We start from the raw sequence: 22,326 nt of genomic DNA, 5'->3' as shown, positions 1-22,326 counted from the left end.
TTTCTGCCATGCAATTGCTGTATGACGTGCCTGCTCCGGCCAAACTCAACCTTTTTCTGCATATCACGGGGCGAAGGGCGGATGGCTACCACCTGCTGCAGTCGGTCTTCATGCTGATCGACTGGTGCGATACGCTTCATTTCGAACGCACCGCAGGAAGCGGCATCACGCGCGAAGATCTGGGCGCCACCACTCTGCCGGACCTGGATCTTTCACTGAGAGCCGCCCACGCGTTGCAGCAAGCCACCGGGTGCAAGCTGGGCGCACACATTGGTGTATTGAAAAGCATCCCGGCGCAGGCAGGCATGGGAGGAGGCTCGTCGGATGCCGCCACTACCTTGCTGGCCCTCAACAAGCTGTGGAATCTGGAACTGCCCCGTTCAGCACTTGAAACCATCGGCCTGAGCATTGGCGCAGATGTTCCGTTTTTTTTAAGAGGCAGCAACGCGTGGGTCGAGGGAATTGGTGAGACAATCACGCCGCTTGAGAAAGCACAGCAAATACCGCAAGCGCGTTTCGTCGTTGTGAAGCCGGCAGCAGGTTTGGAGACAAAAGCAATTTTTTCTTCACCCAATTTGAAACGCGATTCAGATAGTGCTACAATCTTAGGCTTTGCTGCAGCACACTTTGACTTCGGTCGAAATGACTTACAGCCGGTTGCCCAGGCACTTTGCCCCGACGTTTCTGAAGCCATTGAATGGCTCCGGCTTCGCGGATTGCAAGGCCGGATGACAGGCTCGGGCAGTGCGGTGTTTGCGCAAATGTCACACGATGCTGACTTGAGAGAGCCTCCCCAGGGCTGGCAAGTCAGGGAATGTGCAAATCTGATGGTTCATCCTCTGGCAGGCTGGGCATTAGGTGAGAATTTGGGTTGATTGTCTTCGGCAGTCGACCTGTGTAGGGGAGTCGCCAAGCTGGTTAAGGCACCGGATTTTGATTCCGGCATGCGAAGGTTCGAATCCTTCTTCCCCTGCCAAACGCTTTCCGCGTACGGGCTTTTTTTTCAGACTGCTGGGACGCTCATGCAAGCCAACCACCCCGACTTCATGGTTTTCACCGGCAATGCCAACCCTGGCATGGCAGCTGAAATTGCCCAACACCTCGGCACCACTTTGGGTGCTGCCGACGTGGGCCGGTTCTCCGACGGTGAAGTCACCGTTGAAATCAAGCAAAACGTGCGCGCACGTGATGTTTTCGTGGTGCAGTCCACCTGCGCACCCACCAACGAAAACCTCATGGAATTGCTGATCATGGTCGATGCGCTCAAGCGCGCATCCGCTGAACGCATCAGCGCCGTGATCCCCTACTTCGGCTACGCCCGCCAGGACCGCCGCCCCCGCTCCACCCGTGTTCCGATCACCGCCAAGGTGGTCGCCAACATGTTGCAGGCGGTGGGTGTGGCACGTGTGCTGACCATGGATCTCCATGCGGACCAGATCCAGGGGTTCTTTGACATCCCGGTGGACAACATCTACGCGTCGCCGGTGCTGCTGGGCGATCTGCGCCAGAAAAATTATGAAGACCTGATTGTGGTCTCCCCCGACGTCGGTGGCGTCGTGCGCGCCCGCGCGCTGGCCAAACAGCTCAACTGCGACCTGGCCATCATCGACAAGCGCCGCCCCAAGGCCAACGTTTCCGAGGTGATGCATGTGATCGGCGAGATCGAAGGCCGCAACTGCGTGATCATGGACGACATGATCGACACCGCCGGAACGCTGGTGAAAGCGGCCGAAGTGCTCAAGGAGCGTGGCGCCAAGAAGGTGTACGCCTACTGCACACACCCTATTTTTTCCGGCCCCGCCATTGAGCGCATTGCCCAGGGCAGTGCACTGGATGAAGTGGTGGTCACCAATACGATCCCCTTGAACGACAACGCAAGGGGTTGCACCAAGATTCGCCAGTTGTCTGTGGCCCCGCTGATCGCAGAGACGATCCAGCGCATTGCCAAGGGCGAATCGGTGATGAGTCTGTTCTCGGACCAGGACAATCTGTTCTGACACGCTCCCCCGGGAGCGTTGCAGCCGGATTGCACGCAGGCCTCCTTCGGGAGGCTTGTCTGTTCGGGAGCAATGCGCAGGCCTGCCGCCATGAAGGCGTCACAGGTCTTTTTTAATCGGGGTAGGACTGGTCGCGGTCTACCCTTTTCAGGAGCTAACTATGAACTTCGTCGCTTTTGAGCGCGCCAAGCAGGGTACGGGTGCGAGCCGCCGTCTGCGCAATTCGGGCAAGACGCCTGGCATCGTCTACGGTGGCACCACCGAACCCCAACTCATCGAGCTGGACCACAACGCACTGTGGCATGCCTTGAAGAAGGAAGCTTTCCACTCCAGCGTGCTGGACATGGAAGTCGCCGGCACCACGTCCAAGGTGCTGCTGCGCGACGTGCAATACCACCCCTTCAAGCAACTCGTGCTGCACATCGACTTCCAGCGCGTGGACGAAAAAACCAAGCTGCACATGAAGGTGCCACTGCACTTCTCCGGCGCAGAAGAATCGCCAGCCGTCAAGGTCGACAAGTGCATGATCAACCCGGTCGTGAACGAACTGGACGTGACCTGCATGCCGTCTGACCTGCCAGAGTTCATTGCCGTGGACCTGTCCAAGCTGGAAAAGGGCACGTCCCTGCACCTGAAGGACATCAAGCTGCCCAAGGGCGTGGTGGCCAAGGTCCGTGGTGGCCAGAACAACAACCCCGTGCTGGTGTCCGTGGTGCCTCCCGTCGTGGTCGTGGAAACCCCTGCCGAAGCCGCTCCTGCAGCCGACGCCAAGGGCAAGGGCAAGGGCAAGAAGTAATCCTTCAACGGACAGCTTCACTCTCCCGCACGGTCAGGCTTGCCCCGGCAAGACTGGCCCGAGTTACGGCCCACCTTGTGTGGGCCGTTTTTCATTACCAACGTTGCAGGCCAGACACCCCACCCAGGCCACAGTCGTGCCAGACACGCGGACTGTCCGGTTTCGCCGTGCCTTGGCCCACAGATAATCCGACAGATGATCAAGCTGTTTGTAGGCCTTGGAAACCCGGGGCCCGACTACGAGGCCACCCGCCACAATGCAGGGTTCTGGTGGATTGACGCCCTGGCCCGCGAGCTCAAGACCACCCTGGTGCCAGAGCGCAGCTACCACGGGCTGGTGGCGCGCACCACGGTGCATGGCCAGAGCGTATGGCTGCTGCAGCCGCAGACCTTCATGAACCTCTCAGGCAAGTCGGTGGCATCCCTTGCGCGGTTCTTCAAGATCCTGCCCGAAGAAATCCTGGTGGCGCACGACGAACTCGACATCCCACCCGGCCAGGTCAAGCTCAAGCGCGGCGGCAGCCACGCCGGACACAATGGCCTGCGGGACATCCACGGGCAACTCGGCTCACCCGATTACTGGCGCCTGCGCATCGGCATCGGCCACCCCGGTGTGAAAAGCGAAGTGGCCAACTGGGTGCTCAAAAAACCGTCTGCCGACCAGCGCACGCGGATCGAAGACTGCATTGCCCATTCCCTCAAAGCCTGCCCGGCCCTGCTGGCTGGCGAGATGGACAAGGCGACCTTGCTCATCCACACCACGAAACCGCCCCGGCCAAAGCCCCCGCGCCCGGCGGAAGACTGAAACGCCTCGCAAAACACCCCACCGCCCATGAACGACAACGAACTCCGACGCGCCCGCTGGGCGATTCGCACCTTCGGATGGCTGGCGGTCCTGTTTGGCCTGCTGCTCATGGCATGGAACTGGCAGGCGCTGCAGCGCCCCGACATCGCCATGCGCTGTCAGCAGGAGCTCACCACCTCCGACGAATGCAAGCGCACCGGCATCTATGCTGGCGCCGTGTTTGCCCTCCTGGGCCTGCCCCTGGTGTGCGTACGCAAATCGTGGCTCAACCGCCACCTGCGCCGGTCCAACTACTTGCCGGATTCCGTTCAATGAATGGAAAGAAGGAAGGAAGCCGCGACGGCGGGAAAACGAAATACTACTGATTTAATAGCTGCTGGCGCTTGCTGCATAAGCGCTGAGGGCTGATTTGGCTTGCAATCTCACACCGAGGAGGCCGCCTGCAGGCGCTGAAACTTCTGCCACAGGGTTTCACGGTTCTCGACATGCTGCGGATTCACAGGGATGCATGCCACGGGGCAGACCTGCACACACTGCGGCTCGTCGAAGTGCCCCACACATTCCGTGCACTTGTCCGGGTTGATCTCGTAAATCTCCTGCCCGAGGTAGATGGCCTGGTTGGGGCATTCGGGCTCGCACACGTCGCAGTTGATGCACTCATCGGTGATCATCAGTGCCATAGGGCCTCCCGGATCACGGTGCCTGTGGCCAGGTCAAGAGAGTGTGCGCTGCGGTTCATGCTGCGTATTATCCCGCGCGGTGGAATATGCCCCGCCTGCCACACTGCAACACACCATCGCTGGCGTGGATGTTTTTGCCGTTATGCTGTGTGTACACATTAATTCCGCCGCGCCCGCCATCTTCTCCCACGCCACTCCATGGGTCTGTTTTTTCTCAAACGGTTCATCACGCTACTGGCCACGCTGTTCGGCGCTTCCGTGGTGGTGTTCATGGTGCTGGAGATCCTGCCGGGCAACGCCGCGCAGATCTTGATGGGCCCCGACGCGGCGCCGGAAGCCGTGGCCGCCCTGGCCAGCAAGCTGGGGCTGGACCAGCCCGCCGCGCTGCGCTACTGGCAATGGGTCAGCGGCCTTATGGTGGGCGACATGGGCGAGAGCTACGCCTACAGCTCCCCCGTGCTGGAGCTGGTGCTGGAACGCCTGGCCCTCACCGTGCCACTGGCCCTGATGGCCATGGTGATCACCACGGTACTGGCGCTGGCGGCGGGTGTGTATGCGGCATCGCGCCATAACAGGCTGGGGGACGTGGGCGTGATGGGCCTGGCCCAGATCGGCATTGCCATCCCCAACTTCTGGTTCGCCATTCTGCTGATCCTGCTGTTCTCGGTGAAGCTCCAATGGTTCTCGGCCGGCGGCTTTCCGGGCTGGACGGAAGATGCGGGCGGCAGCCCGTTCGAAGCCCTCAAGGCCCTGCTGCTGCCCGCCATTGCGCTGGCCGTGGTGCAGGCGGCCATCCTGGCGCGCATCACGCGTTCGGCGGTGCTGGAGGTGTTGCGTGAAGACTTTGTGCGCACGGCGCGGGCCAAGGGCCTCACGCAGCGCGCGGCGCTCTGGGGCCATGTGCTGCGCAACGCGATGATTCCGGTGATCACGGTGATGGGGCTGCAGTTCGCCAACCTGCTGGCGGGCACCATCGTGGTCGAGAACGTGTTCTACCTGCCCGGCCTGGGTCGGCTGATCTTCCAGTCCATCTCCAACCGCGACCTGATCGTGGTGCGCAACTGCGTGATGCTGCTCGCCGCCATGGTGGTCATCGTGAACTTCGTCGTGGACATCCTCTACGCCGTGATCGACCCCCGCGTCAAAGCCAGCGATATCTGATTTGCCATGACCGCTGCCCTCCCCGCCACCCCTCCCGTTGTTGCGTCCGGCTGGCTGTACCGTGCGCTGCGCCACCGCAGCTTTGTCATTGGCGCCGTACTCTCGCTGCTGCTGGTCCTGGCGGCCGCCCTCTCGCTGGTCTGGACGCCCTGGTCGCCCTACGAAATGGACCTGGCCAACAAGCTGCAACCACCCACTGGCACACACTGGCTGGGCACCGATGCCTTTGGGCGCGACGTCGCCTCGCTGCTGCTGGTGGGCGCGCGCAACTCCATCCTGGTGGGCGTGATCGCCGTGGGCATTGGCCTGACCATTGGCACGGCGCTGGGCCTGCTGGCGGCGGCAAAGCGCGGCTGGGTGGAAGAGCTGATCATGCGGCTGGCAGACTTCACGTTCGCCTTTCCCGCCATCCTCTCGGCCATCATGATGACGGCGGTGTTCGGCGCGGGCATCGTCAACTCCATCATCGCCATCGGCATCTTCAACATCCCCACATTTGCGCGCGTCACGCGCGCATCGGCCAACGCCGTGTGGTCGCGCGAATACATCCTGGCATCACGCGCCTGCGGCAAGGGCAGCTGGCGCATCACGCTGGAACACGTGCTGCCCAATATCCTGTCGGTGCTCATCGTGCAGGCCACCATCCAGTTCGCCATTGCCATCCTGGCCGAAGCCGCCCTGTCGTACCTGGGCCTGGGCACCCAGCCGCCCCAGCCCTCCTGGGGCCGCATGCTCAGCGAGGCACAGACGCTGATGTTCCAGGCCCCGCTGCTGGCCGTCTGGCCTGGCATGGCGATTGCGCTGGCAGTGCTGGGGCTGAACCTGCTGGGTGACGGGCTGCGTGATTTGCTCGACCCCCGCCTCTCGCGTAAGCGTTGACCCTGCCCAGAAGCCTCCCAGACCCCACGATGTCTCTGTTAGAAGTCTCCGACCTCCGCATCCGCCTGCAGACGCACCGGGGCCCGGCCGATGCCGTGCGCGGCGTGAGCTTTTCGCTGGCGCGCGGTGAAACCCTGGGCCTGATTGGTGAATCGGGTTGCGGCAAGTCCATCACTGCCATGTCGCTCATGGGCCTGCTGCCCGAGAGTGCACAGGTCACCGGCAGCATCCGCTTTGACGGGCAGGAACTGGTGGGCCGCACCGATGCACAGATGTGCCAGATGCGCGGCAACCGCATGGGCATGGTGTTCCAGGAGCCCATGACGGCCCTGAACCCCGTGCACACCATTGGCCGCCAGGTGGCAGAGCCGCTGCGCCTGCACCGGGGCATGAACGCAGCAGCCGCACGCACCGAAGCGATTGCACTGCTGGACCGCGTGGGCATCCCCAACGCCGCACAGCGCTTTGACGCCTATCCGCACCAGTTCTCGGGCGGGCAACGCCAGCGCATCACCATTGCGATGGCGCTGGCCTGCGGGCCCGACCTGCTGATTGCCGACGAGCCCACCACAGCGCTCGACGTGACCATCCAGCAGCAGATCCTGGACCTCATCAGCGACCTGGTGGCCGAGCGCAACATGGCGCTGATCCTGATCTCGCACGACCTCGGGGTGATCTCGCAGAACGTGGACCGCATGATGGTGATGTACGGCGGCAGCGTGGTCGAAAGCGGCTCCACCGCCTCGGTCTTTTCTGCCATGGCGCACCCCTACACGCGCGGCCTGTTTGCCGCACGGCCCCACCTGGGTGCCGTGCATGCGCCCGGTCAGCGCCCGCGCCTGTCCACCATTCCGGGCACAGTGCCCGAGCTGGTGGACCTGCCCGCAGGCTGCCCTTTTGCAGGGCGCTGCAGCTACACAGTGGATGCTTGTCACCACGAGGTGCCACCCGCCACGCTGGTGGCTACGGACGAAGATGGTGATCACGAAGTGCGCTGCCTTCGGAGCGAGGCCATTGCCGAAGCGCAAAGTGCTGGCGTGCGGACCACTGCCGAGGGAGCCGCATGACCTCAGCCCAGCCCACCGCGCACCTGCTCCAGGTCACCGACCTGGTGCGCGAATACGCGCTGCCGCGCGAGCACCTGTTTCGCCCGCCGGGCAAGGTGCATGCGCTCAATGGCGTCTGCTTTTCGATTGCCTCTGGCCGCAGCCTCGGCATCGTCGGCGAATCGGGGTCGGGCAAGTCCACCCTGGCACGGCTGGTGATGGCGCTGGATGCACCCACCTCCGGCACGGTAGAGCTGCTGGGCCGCAACCTGCACCAGCTGCCCGCAGGGCAACTGCGCCAGGCGCGGCGCGATTTTCAGATGGTGTTCCAGGACCCGTACGGATCGCTAGACCCGCGCCAGACCGTGGAGCGCATCGTGACCGAGCCGCTGCAGGCGCAGGGCCAGACCACACGCGCCGAGCAGCGCGAGCAGGCCGGGGAGGTGCTGTCGCAGGTGGGCCTGCGCACCAACGACCTCTCCAAGTACCCGCATGAATTTTCGGGCGGCCAGCGCCAGCGCATCGCCATTGCGCGGGCCCTCATCACCCGGCCCCGCCTCATCGTGGCCGATGAACCCGTGAGCGCGCTCGACGTGTCGGTGCAGGCCCAGGTGCTGAACCTGATGCAGGACCTGCAGCAGCAGTTCGGCATCACCTACATGCTGATCAGCCACGACCTCGCGGTGGTCAACCACCTGTGCGACGAAGTGGTGGTGCTGTACCAGGGGCGCATCGTGGAACGGGGAGCGCCCGGCGAGCTGTTCCACAACGCCCAGCACCCTTACACCCAGGCACTGGTGGGCGCCGTGCCGCAGGTGCAGCCGGGCCGCGCACGCGCACGCCGGGCAGCGGCTGCTGCCGCAGCAACAAACGGATAACCCGGGTTGCACGCGATGGTGTAGAAAGCTTTGTGTGCCCTCACCGCAATTGCGGCGGGCCCTGCTCTGGTTTTTTTGTCTGGTTATTGTCTGGAGACTCCCACCATGTTGAACCGCCGTACCGTCCTTGCCACTGGCGCCATCGCCGCCGTGCCTCTGTCCACCCCGCTCGCCGCCCTGGCGCAAGGCCGAAAAGATGCGGTGACGCTGGCGATGACGCTGGAGCCCCCAGGCCTGGACCCGACCGCCGGTGCGGCATCGGCCATTGCTGAAATCGTGCACTACAACATCTTCGAGACGCTCACCAAGATCAACGCCGACGGCAGCGTGTCGCCGCTGCTGGCCGAGAGCTGGGAAGTCTCGCCCGACCTCAAGACCTACACCTTCAAGCTGCGCCGGGGCGTGAAGTTCAGCAACGGCGAGCCCTTCACCGCCGCCGCCGTGAAGTTTTCGTTCGACCGCGCAGCAGGCGAAAAAAGCACCAACAAGGACAAGCGCACCTTTGCGGGCCTGACCACGCAGGTGGTGGACGACTACACCGTGGTGCTGCTCAACAAGGAGATCGACCCCGACCTGCTCTTCGTGCTGGGCCAGGCCACCTCCATCATCGTGGAGCCCAAAAGCGCAGACACCAACGCCAACAAGCCCGTGGGCACCGGCCCCTACCAGCTGCAGGCCTGGAACAAGGGCTCATCGGTGGTGCTGACGGCCTGGAACGGTTTCCGCGCCCCGGCCACCATCCGGATCAAGCGCGCCACGTTCCGCTTCATCTCCGACCCCGCCGCGCAGGTGGCCGCGCTGCTGGCAGGCGATGTGGACGCCTTCCCACGCGTCACACCGCGCAGCGTCGCGCAGTTCAAGGCCAACCCCAAGTTCCAGGTGGTGGTGAGCGGCTCGCGCGCCAAGACCATCCTGGCCATCAACAATGCCAAGAAGCCGCTCGACGACGTGCGCGTGCGCCGCGCCATTGCCGCCGCCGTGGACCGCAAGGCCGTGATCGAAGGTGCTGGCGACGGCTACGGCGCGCCCATCGGCAGCCACTATGTGCCCGGCGCGTTCGGCTATGTGGACACCACGGGCATCAACCCCTTCGATCCCGAAAAGGCCAGGAAACTGCTGGCCGAAGCCGGCATCAAGACGCCGCTGGAGCTGACCATGACGCTGCCCCCCACGCCTTACGCCCGCCAGGGTGGCGAGGTGGTGGCCGCCCAGCTGGCCAAGGTGGGCATCATCGCCAAGATCCAGAACGTGGAATGGGCCCAGTGGCTCAGCGGCACCTACGGCAACAAGAACTACGACCTGACCATCATCAGCCACGTAGAGCCGTTTGACCTGGCCAACTTCACCAAGCCCGACTACTACTGGGGCTACAAGTCCGCCAAGTTCAACGATCTGTTCGACCAGATCAAGAACGCCGCCCGCCCTGCCGACCGCGCACGGCTGCTGGGCGAAGCGCAGCGCCTGCTGGCCGAGGACGCGGTGCACGGTTTCCTGTATTCCAACCAGTGGATCACGGTGGCCAACAAGAACCTCAAGGGCCTGTGGAAAGACATGCCCGTGTTCGCGAATGACCTGTCGGCCCTGTCGTGGAGTTGAGATCGGACACCCCCCTGAGTCGCTTCGCGCCTTCCCCCCGCTCTCGCATGGCTGCGCCATGCGGGCAGGGGGACGCAGCCCTCGCTGCGGGGCGGCCCTTGCTCGGCTGCCTGCGACTGGGCCGCGCCAGTATCCAGGGCTACGAGCGGTGCCAGCGCGTTGGATACCTGAAATGCACGGAGCCATTAGCTCCTAAATAGATAGCTTCCAGCGCTTTACCAATAAGCGCTGGCGGCCTTTTTTATTGATAAAACTTCCCACCCCCGCCATGACCGCCTTGCACGACCTCCCCGCCCACGACCTGGTGGCAGCCTACCGCCAGCGCACGCTGTCCCCCGTCGAGGTCACACAGGCCGTGCTGGCACACATTGACCGGTGGGAGCCGCACATCAAGGCCACCTACCTGCTGCGCCCCGAGGTGGCGCTGGCCCAGGCCCGTGCCTCCGAGGCCCGCTGGCTGCGCGGCGAGCCCCAGGGAGCCCTCGACGGCGTGCCCGCAACCATCAAGGAGAACATCGCCACGCAGGGCGACGCGACCCCGCTGGGCACGGCCGCGGTCGAGCTGGTGCCCGCCGCAGCCGATGCGCCGCCCGCCGCCCGCATGCGCGAGGCGGGCGCCGTCATCGTGGCCAAGACCACCATGCCCGACTACGGCATGCTGTCCTCGGGCCTGTCCACCTTCCACCCGCTGTCACGCAACCCCTGGGACCTGAGCAAGGGCCCGGGCGGCTCCAGCGCCGGTGGTGGCGCTGCGGCAGCTGCAGGCTACGGCCCGCTGCACATCGGTACCGACATTGGTGGCTCGCTGCGGCTGCCCGCCAGCTGGTGCGGCATCTTCAGTTTGAAGCCCAGCCTGGGCCGCATCCCCATCGACCCACCCTACACGGGCCGCGCCGCCGGCCCCATGACACGCACAGTGGCCGACGCCGCGCTGATGATGCAGGTGCTGAGCCAGCCCGACGCGCGCGACAGCATGAGCCTGCCCTACCAGGACATCGCCTGGAGCCAGTTCAACACGCTGGCCGGGCGCACGCGCAGCCTGCAAGGTTTGAAGATAGGCCTGCTGCTGGACGCAGGCTGCGGCCTTCCCGTAGAGCCTGAAGTGAAAGCCGCCGTGGAGCGCGCGGCCCGGCTCATGGAGGCTGCAGGCGCCACCATCGTGCCCATGCGGCCTTTCATGACCCAGGCCATGCTCGACGGCATGGACCATTTCTGGCGCATGCGCTCGCACATCGACATGCAGGCCCTGCCTGCGGCGCGGCGCGACAAGGTGCTGCCCTACATCCGCACCTGGGCCGACAGCGCTGCGGGCATGAGCGGTGCTGAAGTCTTCAACGCCAGCCACCAGTTCCACCTGACGCGCGTCAACACCGTGAAGGCCTGCAGTGCGTTTGACTACGTCATCTCGCCGGTGGCGCCCAACGTCGCCTTTCAGGCCGAGCTGCCCTCGCCCACCAACGACCCGCTGCGCCCGCTCGAGCACATCGGCTTCACCGTGCCGTTCAACATGTCCGAGCAGCCCGCCGCTTCCGTCAACTGCGGCTACACCACCACCGGCCTGCCCATCGGCCTGCAGATTGCGGGCGCGCGCTTTGACGACCTGGGCGTGCTGCAGGTGGCCCGTGCGTTCGAGCTGATCCGCGACCCCCAGAGGCCCTGGCCACTGCCGCCAGCGGGTTAACCGCGGGCGTGCCGATGCGGCGTTGGCGGTAACCTTGCGCACTGGCAGGCTGTCGCTGGCACACACACACACCGGCTGCCCAGGGTCTGCCCCACCCCACCCCGCAACACCACACCCCACCACACCACCCTACCGAATGGACACCTTCATCCTGGCCATCCTGATCGCTGCGGGCACCTACATGCTCAACGCCAAGGAGCAGCGCAAGCGCATCGCACTGCTGGGCAGCCACCTGGCCAACTACCAGATCGAAAAACTCATGGAGGCCCTGACCGAGGGCTACCTGCGTGCGCTGGGCGAAAGCACCGATGAGCGCCGCAGCCAGATCTGGAGCCTGCTCAGCACCACCGAATCGCAACTCACCGAGCAATTCAGCCGGCTCGCCGCAGAATTCGCGAAAGAACCCGAGCCCGATACCCGGGTCAGCCGCCTGGCCATGGCGATCCCCTTCGCGGAGAAAATTTTGCCCAGCTACACCTTTGACATGCGCAAGGCCCTGGCCATCCACGCGCGCGGCATCGCGCATGTGGTGCAGAACACCGGCCACCTGGCGCCCAAAGACCGCGCCTTCATGATGTCGGCCGAGCTGTTCCTCATGCAGCACACCTGCCACTGGTTCTGCAAGTCCAAAACCATCGCCACCGCCCGCATGCTGGCGCGCCACCAGACCCCGCACGAGCAGCTCGTGGCCTCGGTGTCTGCCGAAACGCGCAACGCGTACCTGGCCCTCATCAAGGGCGGTTGATGCCACTCAGCCTCCACATGATGTACCGGCCGTTGACGCTGATGCTGTCGAAGCGCTGCGCGGGGCTTCGACAAGCGCAGCCCGAACGGTAAGGGGTGGTGCAACGCCGATCCCGCCAACAGCCGCCACGAGACCGTCATGCAGCACACACCATCGACCGACAGCCTGGGCAACCCCGTCACGCTGCACGACGAGACCAGCGCGACGGCGCTGAACGACTTCGTCGAAGGCTTCATCGCCTGCGAAGCCCGCGCGGTGAACGTGCTGAACGCGGCGGCCGACACCAGCCCGATCGTGCAAGCCAGCTGCGCCGCGCTGCACATGTTTGCCGAGTCGGCCAACGCCCCGCGCAACGCCCGCCCCTTCATCGACCAGGCCCTGGCCCGTGCTGCAGAGGCTAGCGAGCGTGAGCAACGCTTTGTAGCCGCCATCGCCGCCTGGGTGAGTGGTGACCTGCCCCGCGCCATTGCACTGCACGAAGAGCAAGCCCGCCTGCACCCGCGCGACCTCGCCTCCCTCAAGCTCGGCCAATACCATTTGTTCAACCGGGGCGACTCGCCCGGCATGCTGCGCCTGGCGTTGCAGGCCCTGCCCACAGCGGCCGACGTGCCCTACCTGCACGGCATGCTCGCCTTTGGCTGGGAGCAATGCCACCGCCTGCAAGAGGCCGAAAACGCCGCACGCCACGCCATCACCCTGTGCCGCAAAGAACCCTGGGCCCACCACGCGCTGGCCCACGTCATGCTGACCCAGGGCCGCATCCGCGAAGGTACCGACTTCATGGCCAGCGTCTGCGACACCTGGACGGGCCTGAACTCCTTCATGGTCACGCACAACTGGTGGCACCAGGCGCTGTTCCTGCTGGAACAGGACCGGCATGCCGAAGTGCTGGCGCTCTACGACCAACAGGTGTGGGGCGTGGTCAAGGAATACACGCAGGACCAGATCAACGCCGTGTCACTGCTCGCCCGGCTGGAGCTGGCTGGTGTTGATGTGGGCCACCGCTGGGCCGACGTGGCCGACCACCTGGCCCTGCGCTTGGCCGACCATGTGCTGCCCTTCCTGGACCTGCAATACCTCTACGGCCTGGCCCGCGCCGGGCGCATGGAGGCCGCGCGCACGCTGCAAAACAACATCGCAGCCCACGCCGCCACCCGCACCGAGGCGCATGAGCGCACCGTGTGGCAGCAGGTGTGTGTGCCCGCCGCGCACGGCCTGCTGGCGCATGCGCAGGGCGACTGGGCTACTGCCGTGGAGAAGCTGGGCGTGGCCCTGCCCAGGCTGGTGGAGATTGGTGGCAGCCATGCGCAACGGGATCTGTTTCACCAGATCTGGCTGGATGCACTGCAGCGCAACGGGCAGTGGGCGGCGGTGCAGAACGTGTTGCAGCCGTTGGTGAATGGGCAGCCGGAGTCGGTGCGGCTGGCGAGGCAGGTGGGGGTGGTGAATGGGGTGTTGGGGTTGTCTGCTGTGAACCTTAGCCCATTCCACAAATGGCCGTTCGTATCCCCGATTCTTGAGTCGACTCACGATTAACTTCATGACGGTGTGACGACCTATAGTTGCTGCCGGTCGACGGCTGATGGAGTCTTGCAAGATGAGCGAATATGAAGATTTGTGCGAGAAGTATGGGTTGAGCCCTGGAAGTGAGGACGACTACGACCGCCTCGGGGAGATCATGGCGAATGGCGGCGGGAGACAGAATCCGCATTCACCGAACAACTTCGACGATGGTTTGTCTGTGGAACTCGTCTTTAGGACATTTCAAGAGGCATGCCAATGGTCGAAGAAGCATGAAGGAAAGCCCTTTACACGCACTGTAGATGGCAGGTATTTCGCTCCCGTGGGAAGCGCGCGCGCGAATCCTGCAACGAGCAACCTCGCTCAAATCAGTCGTTCAGAAGTGAGCGCTTTTTTGCAAGGCGTAGCCGCGCCCGGGAGCAATTGGCTACCCGGTACTTTTGTGCCTTTGTTTGGATTGGAACAAGATGAAGAGCGATCTGACTTCGATCGACTCTTGGAGAATCAATACTTCCTGCCAAGGCTATCAGCGCTCGCGCCGCGTATTGCGAGGGAGAGAATCAGTGGCAGATATTCCACGAGTGGTCTTGCCAAAATGATGTCATCCTCATTTCACCAAGCGCAGTCTTCTAGGCAGCTGCAAGAGCTACTGGAGTTGTTGGAAGGCAAGCTGGTACGCGTGAAGCGTTGGTACATTACCCAGGCAATCGCAAATGGAGAGGAAATGAAGGACGTAGTCACCAGATTGCAAGAAGTACCCTCTCCTTTCCAAGCCATGGGCAAGCTCTGGGATCACCGGAGGCGATACGGCAAGACGCCAGTTGACCTATTGTTCTGGCAGGGCGCAGTTGAGGTAGTGCGAGAGGCATTCGCCTACCGGACTGACTCGACAGGCGACGAATGTAGCGCCGACATCTGACCCAGTCACTCAGTGAGGCTGAATCTGAAGTCGGAACGAATGGCGCCGTCGGCGGGCGAACCTTCAGCCTAGAGTGAGGCCTAACAGGTCGTTCAACCGGAGCACCAAGAGGGTGTGCAGAATTTTGTGTAAACGGACAATCCACCGCAGGCGAGAGCCTGCTTGTCCGCAAACACAATGACAACCAAGAAGCACGAAGTACCGCAAAAACTGCTGGCCAGCCTGCTGGCCGACTACAAGAAGCCTGAAGACCTGATTGGCGAGAACGGCCTGCTCAAGCAGCTGACCAAGCTGCTCGTGGAGAAGGCGCTGGACGCCGAACTGACCGAACACCTGGGCCACGAGCGCCATGAAGCCGTGGCCAACGCCAGCGGCAACACCCGCAACGGCAAGAGCAAGAAGACCCTCAAGGGCGATTTCGGCGAACTGCCCATCGAAGTGCCACGCGACCGCCACGGCAGCTTTGAGCCCCAGCTCATCCCCAAGCACCAGACCCGCTGGAGCGGCTTCGACGACAAAATCATCTCGCTGTACGCCCGCGGCATGACGGTGCGCGAGATTCAGGGGCACCTGCAGGAGATGTATGGCACCGAGGTCTCGCCCAGCCTGATTTCCTCTGTGACAGATGCGGTCAGCGACGAGGTCAAAGCCTGGCAGGCACGGCCGCTGGAAGCCATCTATCCCATCGTCTACCTGGACTGTATCCATGTGAAGGTGCGCGAGGGCGCGGTACGGGTCAAGGCGGTGTACCTGGCCATCGGCATCAACATGAATGGCGAGAAGGAGGTGCTGGGCCTGTGGCTGGCGCAGACCGAGGGCGCCAAGTTCTGGCTGCAGGTGGTAACCGAGCTGCGCAACCGGGGCGTACAGGATATCTTCATCGCCTGCGTTGACGGGCTCAAGGGCTTCCCCGATGCCATCGAGGCGGTGTTCCCCAAGGCGGTGGTTCAACTGTGCATCGTGCACATGGTGCGCCACAGCCTGAACTATGTCTCGTGGAAGCGCAGGAAGGATGTGGCGGGGGACCTGCGCCACATCTACCAGGCCGCAACCGCCGAAGAGGCCGAGCTGCGCCTGGGCGAGTTCGAAGCAAAGTGGGACTCGGACTACCTGCCCATTGGCCAGTCCTGGCGCAGGAACTGGAGCCGACTGACGCCGTTCTTTGACTACCCGGCGGAAATCCGCAAGGTCATCTACACGACCAACGCCATCGAGTCGGTGAACATGGGCCTGAGGAAGCTGAGCAAGAACCGGGGTTCATTCCCCAGCGATGAGGCGCTGACCAAGTTGTTCTACTTAGCCCTGCGCAACATCAGTCAGAAGTGGACCATGCCGATTCGGGATTGGAAGGCAGCGCTGACCCGATTTACCATTCAGTTCGGAGACCGCATCTCCGTCAACTGAAGTCCGAACCGTTTACACAAAAATTCGGACACGCCCAGCACCAACGGTCGGCCCGCATTCCGCGCGCCGTTTGGTCAGGCCCTCACCGCACCACCAACTTCGTCTGGTCATACACCGGCTGCTCCGGCAAATCCGACAGGTGCCGCACGTCGGCCCAGTCCAGAACCTCCACCGCCTCGCCGCTCACCCGCACGCGGTTGAGCCCCGCGTTGGGGATGTCGCTCTGGCGCGGACCATCCAGTCCCGTGCCACGCGCCGTGCGCCAGATCATGTCGAGCACGCCGCCGTGGGTGACCACCATCACGGTCTGGCCGCTGTGCTGCTGGGCGATGCGGTACACGGCGTCCATCACGCGGGTGTGGAACTGACGGGTGGTCTCGCCGCCGGGCATGGCGTAGTCGGCTTCAAAGCGCAGCCATTGGGCCCAGGCATCGGCATGCTCCAGCTTGACGTCGTCCACGCGTTTGCCGTCCACCACGCCAAAGGCCTGCTCGCGCAGGGCGCTGTCGGTCAGGGTGTCGATGCGTGCCTGGGGGAACAGCACCTGCAGGCTGGGCGCGGCGGTCTGCTGGGTGCGGATGAGGTCGCTGCAGACCAGGTGGTCCACCACCAGCTGATCAAAGGCCAGGCGCTCGGCGAGCCGCCGGGCCTGTTCGTGGCCGGTGGCGTTGAGAGGTACATCCACGTGGCCCTGAAAGCGCAGTTCGCGGTTCCAGTCAGTCTCGCCGTGGCGGATGAGGATGAGTTCGGTCATGGGGCGTGCGGGGTGCGTTACAGGGTGCGTTGGGGGGCCGCCACCATTATCGAACGTATGCACAGCATTGCAAGCTATTTTGGCCTCCAGCGCTTATGCAGCAAGCGCCAGCAGCTATTGTTTTTATAACACCTCCCTGGCGCCATGGGCTGGCAGTGGCCGTTGCCGCCACTGCTGTTGCTTGCGCTACCGCATGGGCACGATGAGCACCTTGCGCCGGGGCTGGCAGCCCGGGCCTGCGTAGGCTTCGCTGTCGCGCTCCCAGCCGGGGCCGGGCGATGTTTGCGCGCAGATGCGCACACCATCCACCTTGCTGCGCCAGTAGTACCACGGGGCGGGCGCAGCCCATGCAGCCGCGCCCAGGGCCGAGAGCGCCAGCACCACGGTTGCCGCCGCAAGGCCCTTGGCCAGGTTCACTGGCGCCCCATCGGCACGGCGATTTCCTTGCCGTTGAGTACGACCTTGCCGTTTTCCATGCGCACCGCGCTGACCAGATGGGCACCGTCCTGCTGAACGAACCCTTGGGCCTGGGCCATGCCCAGCATCGCTTCGAGGTGCTGGGGCGGGGGGGCCTTGTCGCCGGCGGCCTGCGCCAGGCGGGGCAGCCAGGCCTTGGGCATGCGCAGGCTGGCGTGCAGGGCACCGCTCTTGAGCAGGGCCGGGCCCCAGGCGCCTTCTGCCACTTGCTGGGCATCGGGCATGCTTTTGATTTCCACACCGTACTGCAGCTCGCCCTGTTCGCCGTCCACCTTGGCCGTGAGCTTCATGGCGTAGGCAGGCAGGGCCGCCACAAATTGGGGCACAGCCTCCATCAGCGACGCGACCCCGGGCATTTCCGCTGCGGCAGAAAGCGCGGTGTCCGCGTCGCTCTTGTCCGTGTCGCTCTTGTAGGCGTCGGCCAGCGCTTTTTGCACCAGTTTCACGGCCTCGACGTCAATGCGGCTCACGGTTTCGTTCAGCTCCACCGACTCCAGCGCGACGGAGCCCACGCTGCCCGTGCCCCGCAGGTTGCTGACCCAGCCCAGGTGCCCGCTGTTGCGTGCAATGGTGACGCCGTACGTCAGATCCTGCAGAGCCACCAGCGGCTCGGGCGCTGCACCGGTGCCCGCCGCTGCGCGCGCACGCGTCACCGTCAGCTTGCCCAATGTGCCCGAGCCCTCGCCCGGCGCCAGCAGCCACAGGCCGTCCTGGAAGTGCACCTTGAAGTCGCCTTTCATGCCCTGCATGGCGAAGGTATAGCGCTCGGCCTCGCCGGCATCTGCGGCGGGCTCGTCGTCGTTGTCGTCCGCGTCATCGGCCGGTGGCTGCGACTGCACGGTGATCTCGGGCCAGGCAAAGTCGCCGCTCAGGCGGCTGCGGTCGGCGTTCAGCGTCATCTGGTAGGTGAGAGGCTGCCAGCGCACCAGGTCTGCGCCCTCGCCCACTTCGCCGGCAGGCCATGCGAACGCCATGTCGTGGCTGCCCGTGAGGTGGCGCACCGTGGTCAGCGTGGGGGCGCTGACCTTGGCAAACGCCTTGCGCATGTTGTCGTCCACCCCCTCCACGGCGCCGATGCGCGTCTCGATCACCGCCGCCGCCGGGCGCCAGCCGGCCAGCGGGCCGTGCCGCACCGTGTTCTCCACCGTGATGCGGATGGGCCGCGGCGCCACCGCGGGGGCGGCGTTGTCTTCGTCATCCCATTCGTCTTCTTCGGCGGCGGGCGGCGTCCACTGCAGCACCAGCTGGCCCTGTGACGACCAGAACCCCTTGGTGTACTGCTGCGACACCAGCACCTCGGGGCCCAGGAGCTTGCGCACGTCGTTCAGCGCCTGTGCGTAGGCGCTGTGCGCCTGCTCACCGAAATACCAGGTTGCGCCGCCATAGCCTGCAACCACCAGCACCGCTGCGGTGCCCCACACTGCTTTCTTGTTCATTTCTTTTCCTGTCGTTGGATCGCTTCGCCCTCCCTCCCGTGGAAGAGCGGTGGCGAGAATAGCAGCGGGCCGCGTGCTGTGGTGCTGCGGCCCGGGGCAACGCAGGTTCATGTGTTGTGCGCTGCCGACGTGACTGTTTCTCTCTGTTTCACTTTGGTGTGGCGGGCAGTGGTGGCTTTACGGCTGCAGCCTTGCCACGACGACGAATTTTGGGTGTTTTTGGGGCTTAGCGCTTTACCAGCAAGCGCCAACAGCTATATTTTTTATAGTTTTTGATTCTGTGCACTCGCCACCGCAGGTCAGGCCGTCACGATCCAGCCTTCCAGCGGGTCCAGCCCCGGCGGCAGGCCATACAGGGCATCACCATCTTCCCCATGGCGCCGCTGGGCCCAGGCCGCTTGCAGCAGGCACAGCACGGCGTCCAGGCTGTCGCCGCTGGCGTCTTCCACCAGCGCATCGCGCTGGGCGTGGCTAAGCTTGAGGCGCAGGCCCAGGCGGGTCTGGCCCAGCTCCAGCGCGTTGACCAGGTCTTTGCGGGCGATGAGGCGGTCGGGGGTCTGCCGGGCGCGGTCGTCGCTTTTGTAGCTGCGCCGCTGCAGCACCTCACGCGCGAGCAGGCCGGGGTAGGCCTCCAGCGCCACGCGGCGGGGGTCGCCTGCGTGCAGGCCGGGCAGGTGCACGCCCGCGTCCAGCAGCAGTGGCAGGCCCGCGTGCAGCATGTAGGCCACGGGCGGGTTCACCCATTTCATGGAGGGGCTGGAGCCTGCGGGCCCGTCGGTGGCGCGGTGGGCAAACTTGCCGCCCACGGGGCGCACGCTGCAAAAGCCTGCAAACGCATCGCGGATCTGCGCGCGGCTGAGGGCGCGGTAGTGCTGCATGCACGTGAGCCAGTCGGTGGGCCAGCCGAGGGCCTGCACCAGCTCGCGTGGCAGGCCAAAGGGCAGATCGAATCCGCCCACCCAGTCCCCGGGCTGCGCCAGCCATTGGCCGAACGCGGCCAGGGTGTCGAACGGCTGCAGCGTGGTGAGCACCACGCGCGCGCCCTGGCGCTGGCCCAGCGCCAGCACGATGGGTTTGCGCCGTGTGGGGCTGCTGGAGAAGTCGCAGCCCAGCAGCAGGGATTGTGGTGCGGCGGCCGTCATCCCAAGGCCAGCGCCGTCACACCCGCCGCGATGCACAGCGCGCCAACAATGCGCGCCACGCGGTCACCCTCGCCCAGCAGGTGACCACCGATGAGGGCAGCAAACAGCATGGACACCTCGCGTGCCGGGGCCACGTGCGACATGGGGGCCTGCTGCATGGCATACAGCACCAGCACATAGGCCACGGGGCTCACCACAGCCACCAGCAGCGCAAAACGCCACTGCGCCAGCCACAGCGTGCGGGCGGTGGGCAGGTCGCGCAGCACCACGGGCGCCAGCAGGCCCACGCGCACAAAGTTGCCCATGTAGTCCACCAGGATGGGCGACATCAGCAAAAACTTGACGGCATAGCCATCCACCACCGTGTAGCTGGCGATGAAAGCGCCGGTGAGCAGGCCATACGCAATGCCTTTGTGCACACGCTGGCGCGCCGCCGGATCGTGCGCCGCGCGCAGCAGCCCCGGCCCACCGGCAATCAGGAACACCCCGCCGACCACGCCTGCAATGCCCAGAGCGCCCAGCGCCGATATCTGCTCGCCCAGCAGCGTGATGGCCACCAGCGACGACAGCAGCGGCCCCGAGCCCCGCGCCAGCGGGTAGACCACGGTGAGGTCCGCCACACGGTAGCCGCGAAGCAAGATGACAAAGTACGCCACATGCAGCAGCCCGCTCGCGGCCACAAAGCCCCACTCCACCGCGCCCCACAGCGGCACCGCGTCGCGCCCCAGATACCAGCCCAGCGGCGCCCAGACGACCATCATGATCACCGAGGTGAAGAACGCAAACCGCGAGTCCCCCCCGGCCTTCTTGGCCACGATGTTCCAGCACGCGTGAATGAGGCCGGCGAGGATGATGAGGGCGAAGGCGGTGAAGGTCACGGGTCAGAAAGAGAGAGGGCTTGAATGCAAAAAGCCGCAGCGCCATGGCGACTGCGGCTTGATGTGGCCTAAAGAGTTTATCGATTCAAGGGCTGCGTACCGCCCACAACGCCCGCCACTGGCACGGCCCAGACAAGCGGCCACCGTGCAAGGGCCGCCCCGCTGCACCGGTGGCGTCCCCCTGCCCGCAACGCGCAGCGGTGCGAGAGCGGGGGGAAGGCGCGCAGCGCCTCAGGGGGGTGATCTCTAAGCTCTTCCGATGATGGAGGCGGTGGCCATCAGCTCTTCAAGCAGCGCAAACGACACCTTGCCCGACACCGAATACGGGTCCAGCTCGGGCTTCTCCGAGTATTTCAGCAGGATGGAGTGGTTGATCTTGGAGAGGTTGACCTGCCCCATCGTCCAGCCGCCAAAGCGGCGCTCGGCGATTTCTTCGTAGTGCAGCAGCTCCACATTCTTGTGGCGCGGGTCGCGCTGGATGTGGCCGTACAGCTCATTGACCGCAGAGCGCCCGCCCTCGATGGCCTGCAGGAACACGCCCCCGCCGTAGCACAGCACGCCGGTGATGCCGCTGCCGGGGTTGTGCTGTCGGGACTGGGTGAGGATGGCTTCGATGGCGGCGGGCGAGGTGTCGACCGCGCGGCTGGCGTAAAGCAGACGTACCAACATGGTCAGTTCTTTCCAGGGATGAGGGACAAAAACTCACGGCGCAGGGCGCTGTCCTTGAGGAACACGCCACGCATCACCGAATTGATCATCTTGCTGTCCATGTCGCGCACACCGCGCCAGGACATGCAAAAGTGGCTGGCCTCCATCACGATGGCCAGGCCGTCGGGCTGGGTCTTTTCCATGATGAGGTCGGCCAGCTGCACCACGGCTTCTTCTTGGATCTGGGGGCGGCCCATGATCCAGTCCACCAGGCGCGCGTATTTGCTCAGGCCGATCACGTTGGTGTGCTCGTTGGGCATCACGCCGATCCAAATCTTGCCGATCACGGGGCAGAAGTGGTGGCTGCAGGCACTGCGCACGGTGAGCGGGCCCACGATCATCAGCTCGTTGAGGTGCTCGGCGTTCGGGAACTCGGTGATCGGGGGCTGCGTGACGTAGCGGCCCTTGAACACCTCGTTGAGGTACATCTTGGCCACGCGGCGCGCGGTGTTGTTGGTGTTGTGGTCTCCGGCCGTGTCGATCACCAGGCTGTCCAGCACGCCCTGCATCTTGACCTCGACTTCGTCCAGCAGCTTCTCCAGCTCGCCGGGCTCGATGAACTCGGCGATGTTGTCGTTGGCATGAAAGCGTTTGCGCGACGCGTTGATCCGCTCGCGGATCTTCACGGATACGGGGGTGCCTTCTTCATCCGGCAGGGTGGTCGTCATAGCGGCGGCGGGTTGACTGGACATGAGCGGCATCCTACCAGCGAACGTGGAGCTGCAGATTTAAAGGGTTTTAGGCCCCTAGCGCTTGCTGGACAAGCGCAAGTAGCTATATTTTATATAGCAAACAATTCAACGCACGCTAGCACGCACACACGC

At 64.4% G+C, this 22,326-nt stretch carries 23 protein-coding genes and 1 tRNA gene; 16 read left to right on the top strand and 8 right to left on the bottom strand.

Features of this window, described 5'->3' with window-relative positions; genetic code table 11:
* Window positions 1-8: 8 nt before the first annotated feature.
* The 6 genes from ispE to AAFF19_RS06275 all read left to right on the top strand — a co-directional run bounded on the left by ispE (window position 9) and on the right by AAFF19_RS06275 (window position 3,912).
* Complete coding sequence (gene ispE, locus AAFF19_RS06300) at window positions 9-875, top strand: 4-(cytidine 5'-diphospho)-2-C-methyl-D-erythritol kinase (RefSeq protein WP_182118282.1); 867 nt, start codon at window positions 9-11, stop codon at window positions 873-875.
* A gap of 24 nt (window positions 876-899) precedes the next feature.
* Window positions 900-976 (top strand) — tRNA-Gln (locus AAFF19_RS06295).
* 46 nt (window positions 977-1,022) lie between these two features.
* Window positions 1,023-1,997, top strand: coding sequence for a ribose-phosphate pyrophosphokinase (locus AAFF19_RS06290; RefSeq protein ID WP_008905087.1), 975 nt, complete (start codon window positions 1,023-1,025; stop codon window positions 1,995-1,997).
* 160 nt (window positions 1,998-2,157) lie between these two features.
* A complete protein-coding gene (locus AAFF19_RS06285) occupies window positions 2,158-2,793 on the top strand; it encodes a 50S ribosomal protein L25/general stress protein Ctc (RefSeq protein WP_008905088.1) in 636 nt (211 codons plus the stop codon).
* A 195-nt stretch (window positions 2,794-2,988) separates the two neighbouring features.
* Window positions 2,989-3,597 carry an aminoacyl-tRNA hydrolase gene (pth, locus tag AAFF19_RS06280; RefSeq protein ID WP_182118281.1) on the top strand — a complete coding sequence of 203 codons (609 nt, stop codon included), beginning with the start codon at window positions 2,989-2,991 and terminating at the stop codon, window positions 3,595-3,597.
* Window positions 3,598-3,624: 27 nt separating this feature from the next.
* Window positions 3,625-3,912 carry a hypothetical protein gene (locus tag AAFF19_RS06275; RefSeq protein ID WP_008905090.1) on the top strand — a complete coding sequence of 96 codons (288 nt, stop codon included), beginning with the start codon at window positions 3,625-3,627 and terminating at the stop codon, window positions 3,910-3,912.
* A 107-nt stretch (window positions 3,913-4,019) separates the two neighbouring features.
* Here AAFF19_RS06275 and AAFF19_RS06270 read toward each other — a convergent pair whose 3' ends face one another.
* On the bottom strand, window positions 4,020-4,277 hold the full coding sequence (locus AAFF19_RS06270) for a YfhL family 4Fe-4S dicluster ferredoxin (RefSeq protein WP_008905091.1): 258 nt from the start codon (window positions 4,275-4,277) through the stop codon (window positions 4,020-4,022).
* A gap of 198 nt (window positions 4,278-4,475) precedes the next feature.
* Between AAFF19_RS06270 and AAFF19_RS06265 the strand changes: the two genes are divergently transcribed.
* The 10 genes from AAFF19_RS06265 (at window position 4,476) to AAFF19_RS06220 (ending at window position 16,107) form a co-directional block, all read left to right on the top strand.
* Window positions 4,476-5,438: an ABC transporter permease gene (locus AAFF19_RS06265; protein ID WP_182118280.1), complete on the top strand. Its 963-nt coding sequence runs from the start codon at window positions 4,476-4,478 to the stop codon at window positions 5,436-5,438.
* Between the two features lie 6 nt (window positions 5,439-5,444).
* Window positions 5,445-6,317, top strand: a complete 873-nt coding sequence (locus AAFF19_RS06260) for an ABC transporter permease (RefSeq protein ID WP_182118279.1) — start codon at window positions 5,445-5,447, stop codon at window positions 6,315-6,317.
* Window positions 6,318-6,346: 29 nt separating this feature from the next.
* Entirely contained in the window at window positions 6,347-7,384 is a 1,038-nt protein-coding gene (locus AAFF19_RS06255; protein ID WP_182118278.1) for an ABC transporter ATP-binding protein, read from the top strand.
* Window positions 7,381-8,241, top strand: a complete 861-nt coding sequence (locus AAFF19_RS06250) for an ATP-binding cassette domain-containing protein (RefSeq protein WP_182118277.1) — start codon at window positions 7,381-7,383, stop codon at window positions 8,239-8,241. The genes AAFF19_RS06255 and AAFF19_RS06250 overlap by 4 nt, the downstream gene beginning before the upstream one ends.
* 105 nt (window positions 8,242-8,346) lie before the next feature.
* Window positions 8,347-9,837 (top strand): ABC transporter substrate-binding protein, encoded by a 1,491-nt coding sequence (locus tag AAFF19_RS06245; RefSeq protein WP_008905096.1) that lies wholly within the window; start codon window positions 8,347-8,349, stop codon window positions 9,835-9,837.
* A 268-nt stretch (window positions 9,838-10,105) separates the two neighbouring features.
* Window positions 10,106-11,518 (top strand): amidase, encoded by a 1,413-nt coding sequence (locus tag AAFF19_RS06240; RefSeq protein ID WP_342721504.1) that lies wholly within the window; start codon window positions 10,106-10,108, stop codon window positions 11,516-11,518.
* Between the two features lie 136 nt (window positions 11,519-11,654).
* The gene (locus AAFF19_RS06235; protein WP_008905098.1) at window positions 11,655-12,263 is read left to right on the top strand and encodes a hypothetical protein; all 609 of its coding nucleotides are present in this window, start codon (window positions 11,655-11,657) and stop codon (window positions 12,261-12,263) included.
* A 138-nt stretch (window positions 12,264-12,401) separates the two neighbouring features.
* The gene (locus tag AAFF19_RS06230; RefSeq protein WP_342721503.1) at window positions 12,402-13,799 is read left to right on the top strand and encodes a tetratricopeptide repeat protein; all 1,398 of its coding nucleotides are present in this window, start codon (window positions 12,402-12,404) and stop codon (window positions 13,797-13,799) included.
* Between the two features lie 61 nt (window positions 13,800-13,860).
* Window positions 13,861-14,703: a hypothetical protein gene (locus tag AAFF19_RS06225; protein ID WP_182118275.1), complete on the top strand. Its 843-nt coding sequence runs from the start codon at window positions 13,861-13,863 to the stop codon at window positions 14,701-14,703.
* A 177-nt stretch (window positions 14,704-14,880) separates the two neighbouring features.
* Window positions 14,881-16,107, top strand: coding sequence for an IS256 family transposase (locus AAFF19_RS06220; RefSeq protein WP_182118274.1), 1,227 nt, complete (start codon window positions 14,881-14,883; stop codon window positions 16,105-16,107).
* An 82-nt stretch (window positions 16,108-16,189) separates the two neighbouring features.
* Here AAFF19_RS06220 and AAFF19_RS06215 read toward each other — a convergent pair whose 3' ends face one another.
* The 7 genes from AAFF19_RS06215 to folE form a co-directional block, all read right to left on the bottom strand.
* Window positions 16,190-16,861, bottom strand: a complete 672-nt coding sequence (locus AAFF19_RS06215) for a histidine phosphatase family protein (protein WP_182118273.1) — start codon at window positions 16,859-16,861, stop codon at window positions 16,190-16,192.
* 186 nt (window positions 16,862-17,047) lie between these two features.
* Window positions 17,048-17,272 (bottom strand): hypothetical protein, encoded by a 225-nt coding sequence (locus AAFF19_RS06210; protein ID WP_246330698.1) that lies wholly within the window; start codon window positions 17,270-17,272, stop codon window positions 17,048-17,050.
* 2 nt (window positions 17,273-17,274) lie between these two features.
* Window positions 17,275-18,774, bottom strand: coding sequence for a DUF945 family protein (locus tag AAFF19_RS06205; RefSeq protein ID WP_182118271.1), 1,500 nt, complete (start codon window positions 18,772-18,774; stop codon window positions 17,275-17,277).
* Between the two features lie 299 nt (window positions 18,775-19,073).
* Entirely contained in the window at window positions 19,074-19,916 is an 843-nt protein-coding gene (locus tag AAFF19_RS06200) for a DUF429 domain-containing protein (RefSeq protein WP_182118270.1), read from the bottom strand.
* Window positions 19,913-20,794 (bottom strand): DMT family transporter, encoded by an 882-nt coding sequence (locus AAFF19_RS06195; protein ID WP_182118269.1) that lies wholly within the window; start codon window positions 20,792-20,794, stop codon window positions 19,913-19,915. Before AAFF19_RS06195 ends, AAFF19_RS06200 begins: the two co-directional genes overlap by 4 nt.
* Before the next feature lie 246 nt (window positions 20,795-21,040).
* A complete protein-coding gene (locus AAFF19_RS06190; RefSeq protein ID WP_008905106.1) occupies window positions 21,041-21,463 on the bottom strand; it encodes a BLUF domain-containing protein in 423 nt (140 codons plus the stop codon).
* A gap of 2 nt (window positions 21,464-21,465) precedes the next feature.
* Entirely contained in the window at window positions 21,466-22,194 is a 729-nt protein-coding gene (gene folE / locus AAFF19_RS06185) for a GTP cyclohydrolase I (RefSeq protein ID WP_008905107.1), read from the bottom strand.
* Between the last annotated feature and the right edge of the window lie 132 nt (window positions 22,195-22,326).

It is taken from the genome of Acidovorax sp. FHTAMBA (assembly GCF_038958875.1).
Classification (GTDB): Bacteria; Pseudomonadota; Gammaproteobacteria; order Burkholderiales; family Burkholderiaceae_C; genus Acidovorax.
This window is presented reverse-complemented; position numbering and strand designations above follow the sequence as displayed.

Excerpts from the sequence above, each read along its gene's own strand:
- AAFF19_RS06260 (WP_182118279.1), top strand. The coding sequence starts at position 5,445 with ATGACCGCTGCCCTCCCCGCCACCCCTCCCGTTGTTGCGTCCGGCTGG.
- AAFF19_RS06265 (WP_182118280.1), top strand. The coding sequence starts at position 4,476 with ATGGGTCTGTTTTTTCTCAAACGGTTCATCACGCTACTGGCCACGCTG.
- AAFF19_RS06250 (WP_182118277.1), top strand. The coding sequence starts at position 7,381 with ATGACCTCAGCCCAGCCCACCGCGCACCTGCTCCAGGTCACCGACCTG.
- pth (WP_182118281.1), top strand. The coding sequence starts at position 2,989 with ATGATCAAGCTGTTTGTAGGCCTTGGAAACCCGGGGCCCGACTACGAG.
- AAFF19_RS06240 (WP_342721504.1), top strand. The coding sequence starts at position 10,106 with ATGACCGCCTTGCACGACCTCCCCGCCCACGACCTGGTGGCAGCCTAC.
- AAFF19_RS06225 (WP_182118275.1), top strand. The coding sequence starts at position 13,861 with ATGAGCGAATATGAAGATTTGTGCGAGAAGTATGGGTTGAGCCCTGGA.
- AAFF19_RS06230 (WP_342721503.1), top strand. The coding sequence starts at position 12,402 with ATGCAGCACACACCATCGACCGACAGCCTGGGCAACCCCGTCACGCTG.
- AAFF19_RS06190 (WP_008905106.1), bottom strand. The coding sequence starts at position 21,463 with ATGTTGGTACGTCTGCTTTACGCCAGCCGCGCGGTCGACACCTCGCCC.
- AAFF19_RS06215 (WP_182118273.1), bottom strand. The coding sequence starts at position 16,861 with ATGACCGAACTCATCCTCATCCGCCACGGCGAGACTGACTGGAACCGC.
- AAFF19_RS06200 (WP_182118270.1), bottom strand. The coding sequence starts at position 19,916 with ATGACGGCCGCCGCACCACAATCCCTGCTGCTGGGCTGCGACTTCTCC.
- AAFF19_RS06255 (WP_182118278.1), top strand. The coding sequence starts at position 6,347 with ATGTCTCTGTTAGAAGTCTCCGACCTCCGCATCCGCCTGCAGACGCAC.
- AAFF19_RS06270 (WP_008905091.1), bottom strand. The coding sequence starts at position 4,277 with ATGGCACTGATGATCACCGATGAGTGCATCAACTGCGACGTGTGCGAG.
- AAFF19_RS06205 (WP_182118271.1), bottom strand. The coding sequence starts at position 18,774 with ATGAACAAGAAAGCAGTGTGGGGCACCGCAGCGGTGCTGGTGGTTGCA.
- AAFF19_RS06220 (WP_182118274.1), top strand. The coding sequence starts at position 14,881 with ATGACAACCAAGAAGCACGAAGTACCGCAAAAACTGCTGGCCAGCCTG.
- folE (WP_008905107.1), bottom strand. The coding sequence starts at position 22,194 with ATGTCCAGTCAACCCGCCGCCGCTATGACGACCACCCTGCCGGATGAA.
- AAFF19_RS06290 (WP_008905087.1), top strand. The coding sequence starts at position 1,023 with ATGCAAGCCAACCACCCCGACTTCATGGTTTTCACCGGCAATGCCAAC.
- AAFF19_RS06275 (WP_008905090.1), top strand. The coding sequence starts at position 3,625 with ATGAACGACAACGAACTCCGACGCGCCCGCTGGGCGATTCGCACCTTC.
- ispE (WP_182118282.1), top strand. The coding sequence starts at position 9 with ATGCAATTGCTGTATGACGTGCCTGCTCCGGCCAAACTCAACCTTTTT.
- AAFF19_RS06285 (WP_008905088.1), top strand. The coding sequence starts at position 2,158 with ATGAACTTCGTCGCTTTTGAGCGCGCCAAGCAGGGTACGGGTGCGAGC.
- AAFF19_RS06235 (WP_008905098.1), top strand. The coding sequence starts at position 11,655 with ATGGACACCTTCATCCTGGCCATCCTGATCGCTGCGGGCACCTACATG.
- AAFF19_RS06245 (WP_008905096.1), top strand. The coding sequence starts at position 8,347 with ATGTTGAACCGCCGTACCGTCCTTGCCACTGGCGCCATCGCCGCCGTG.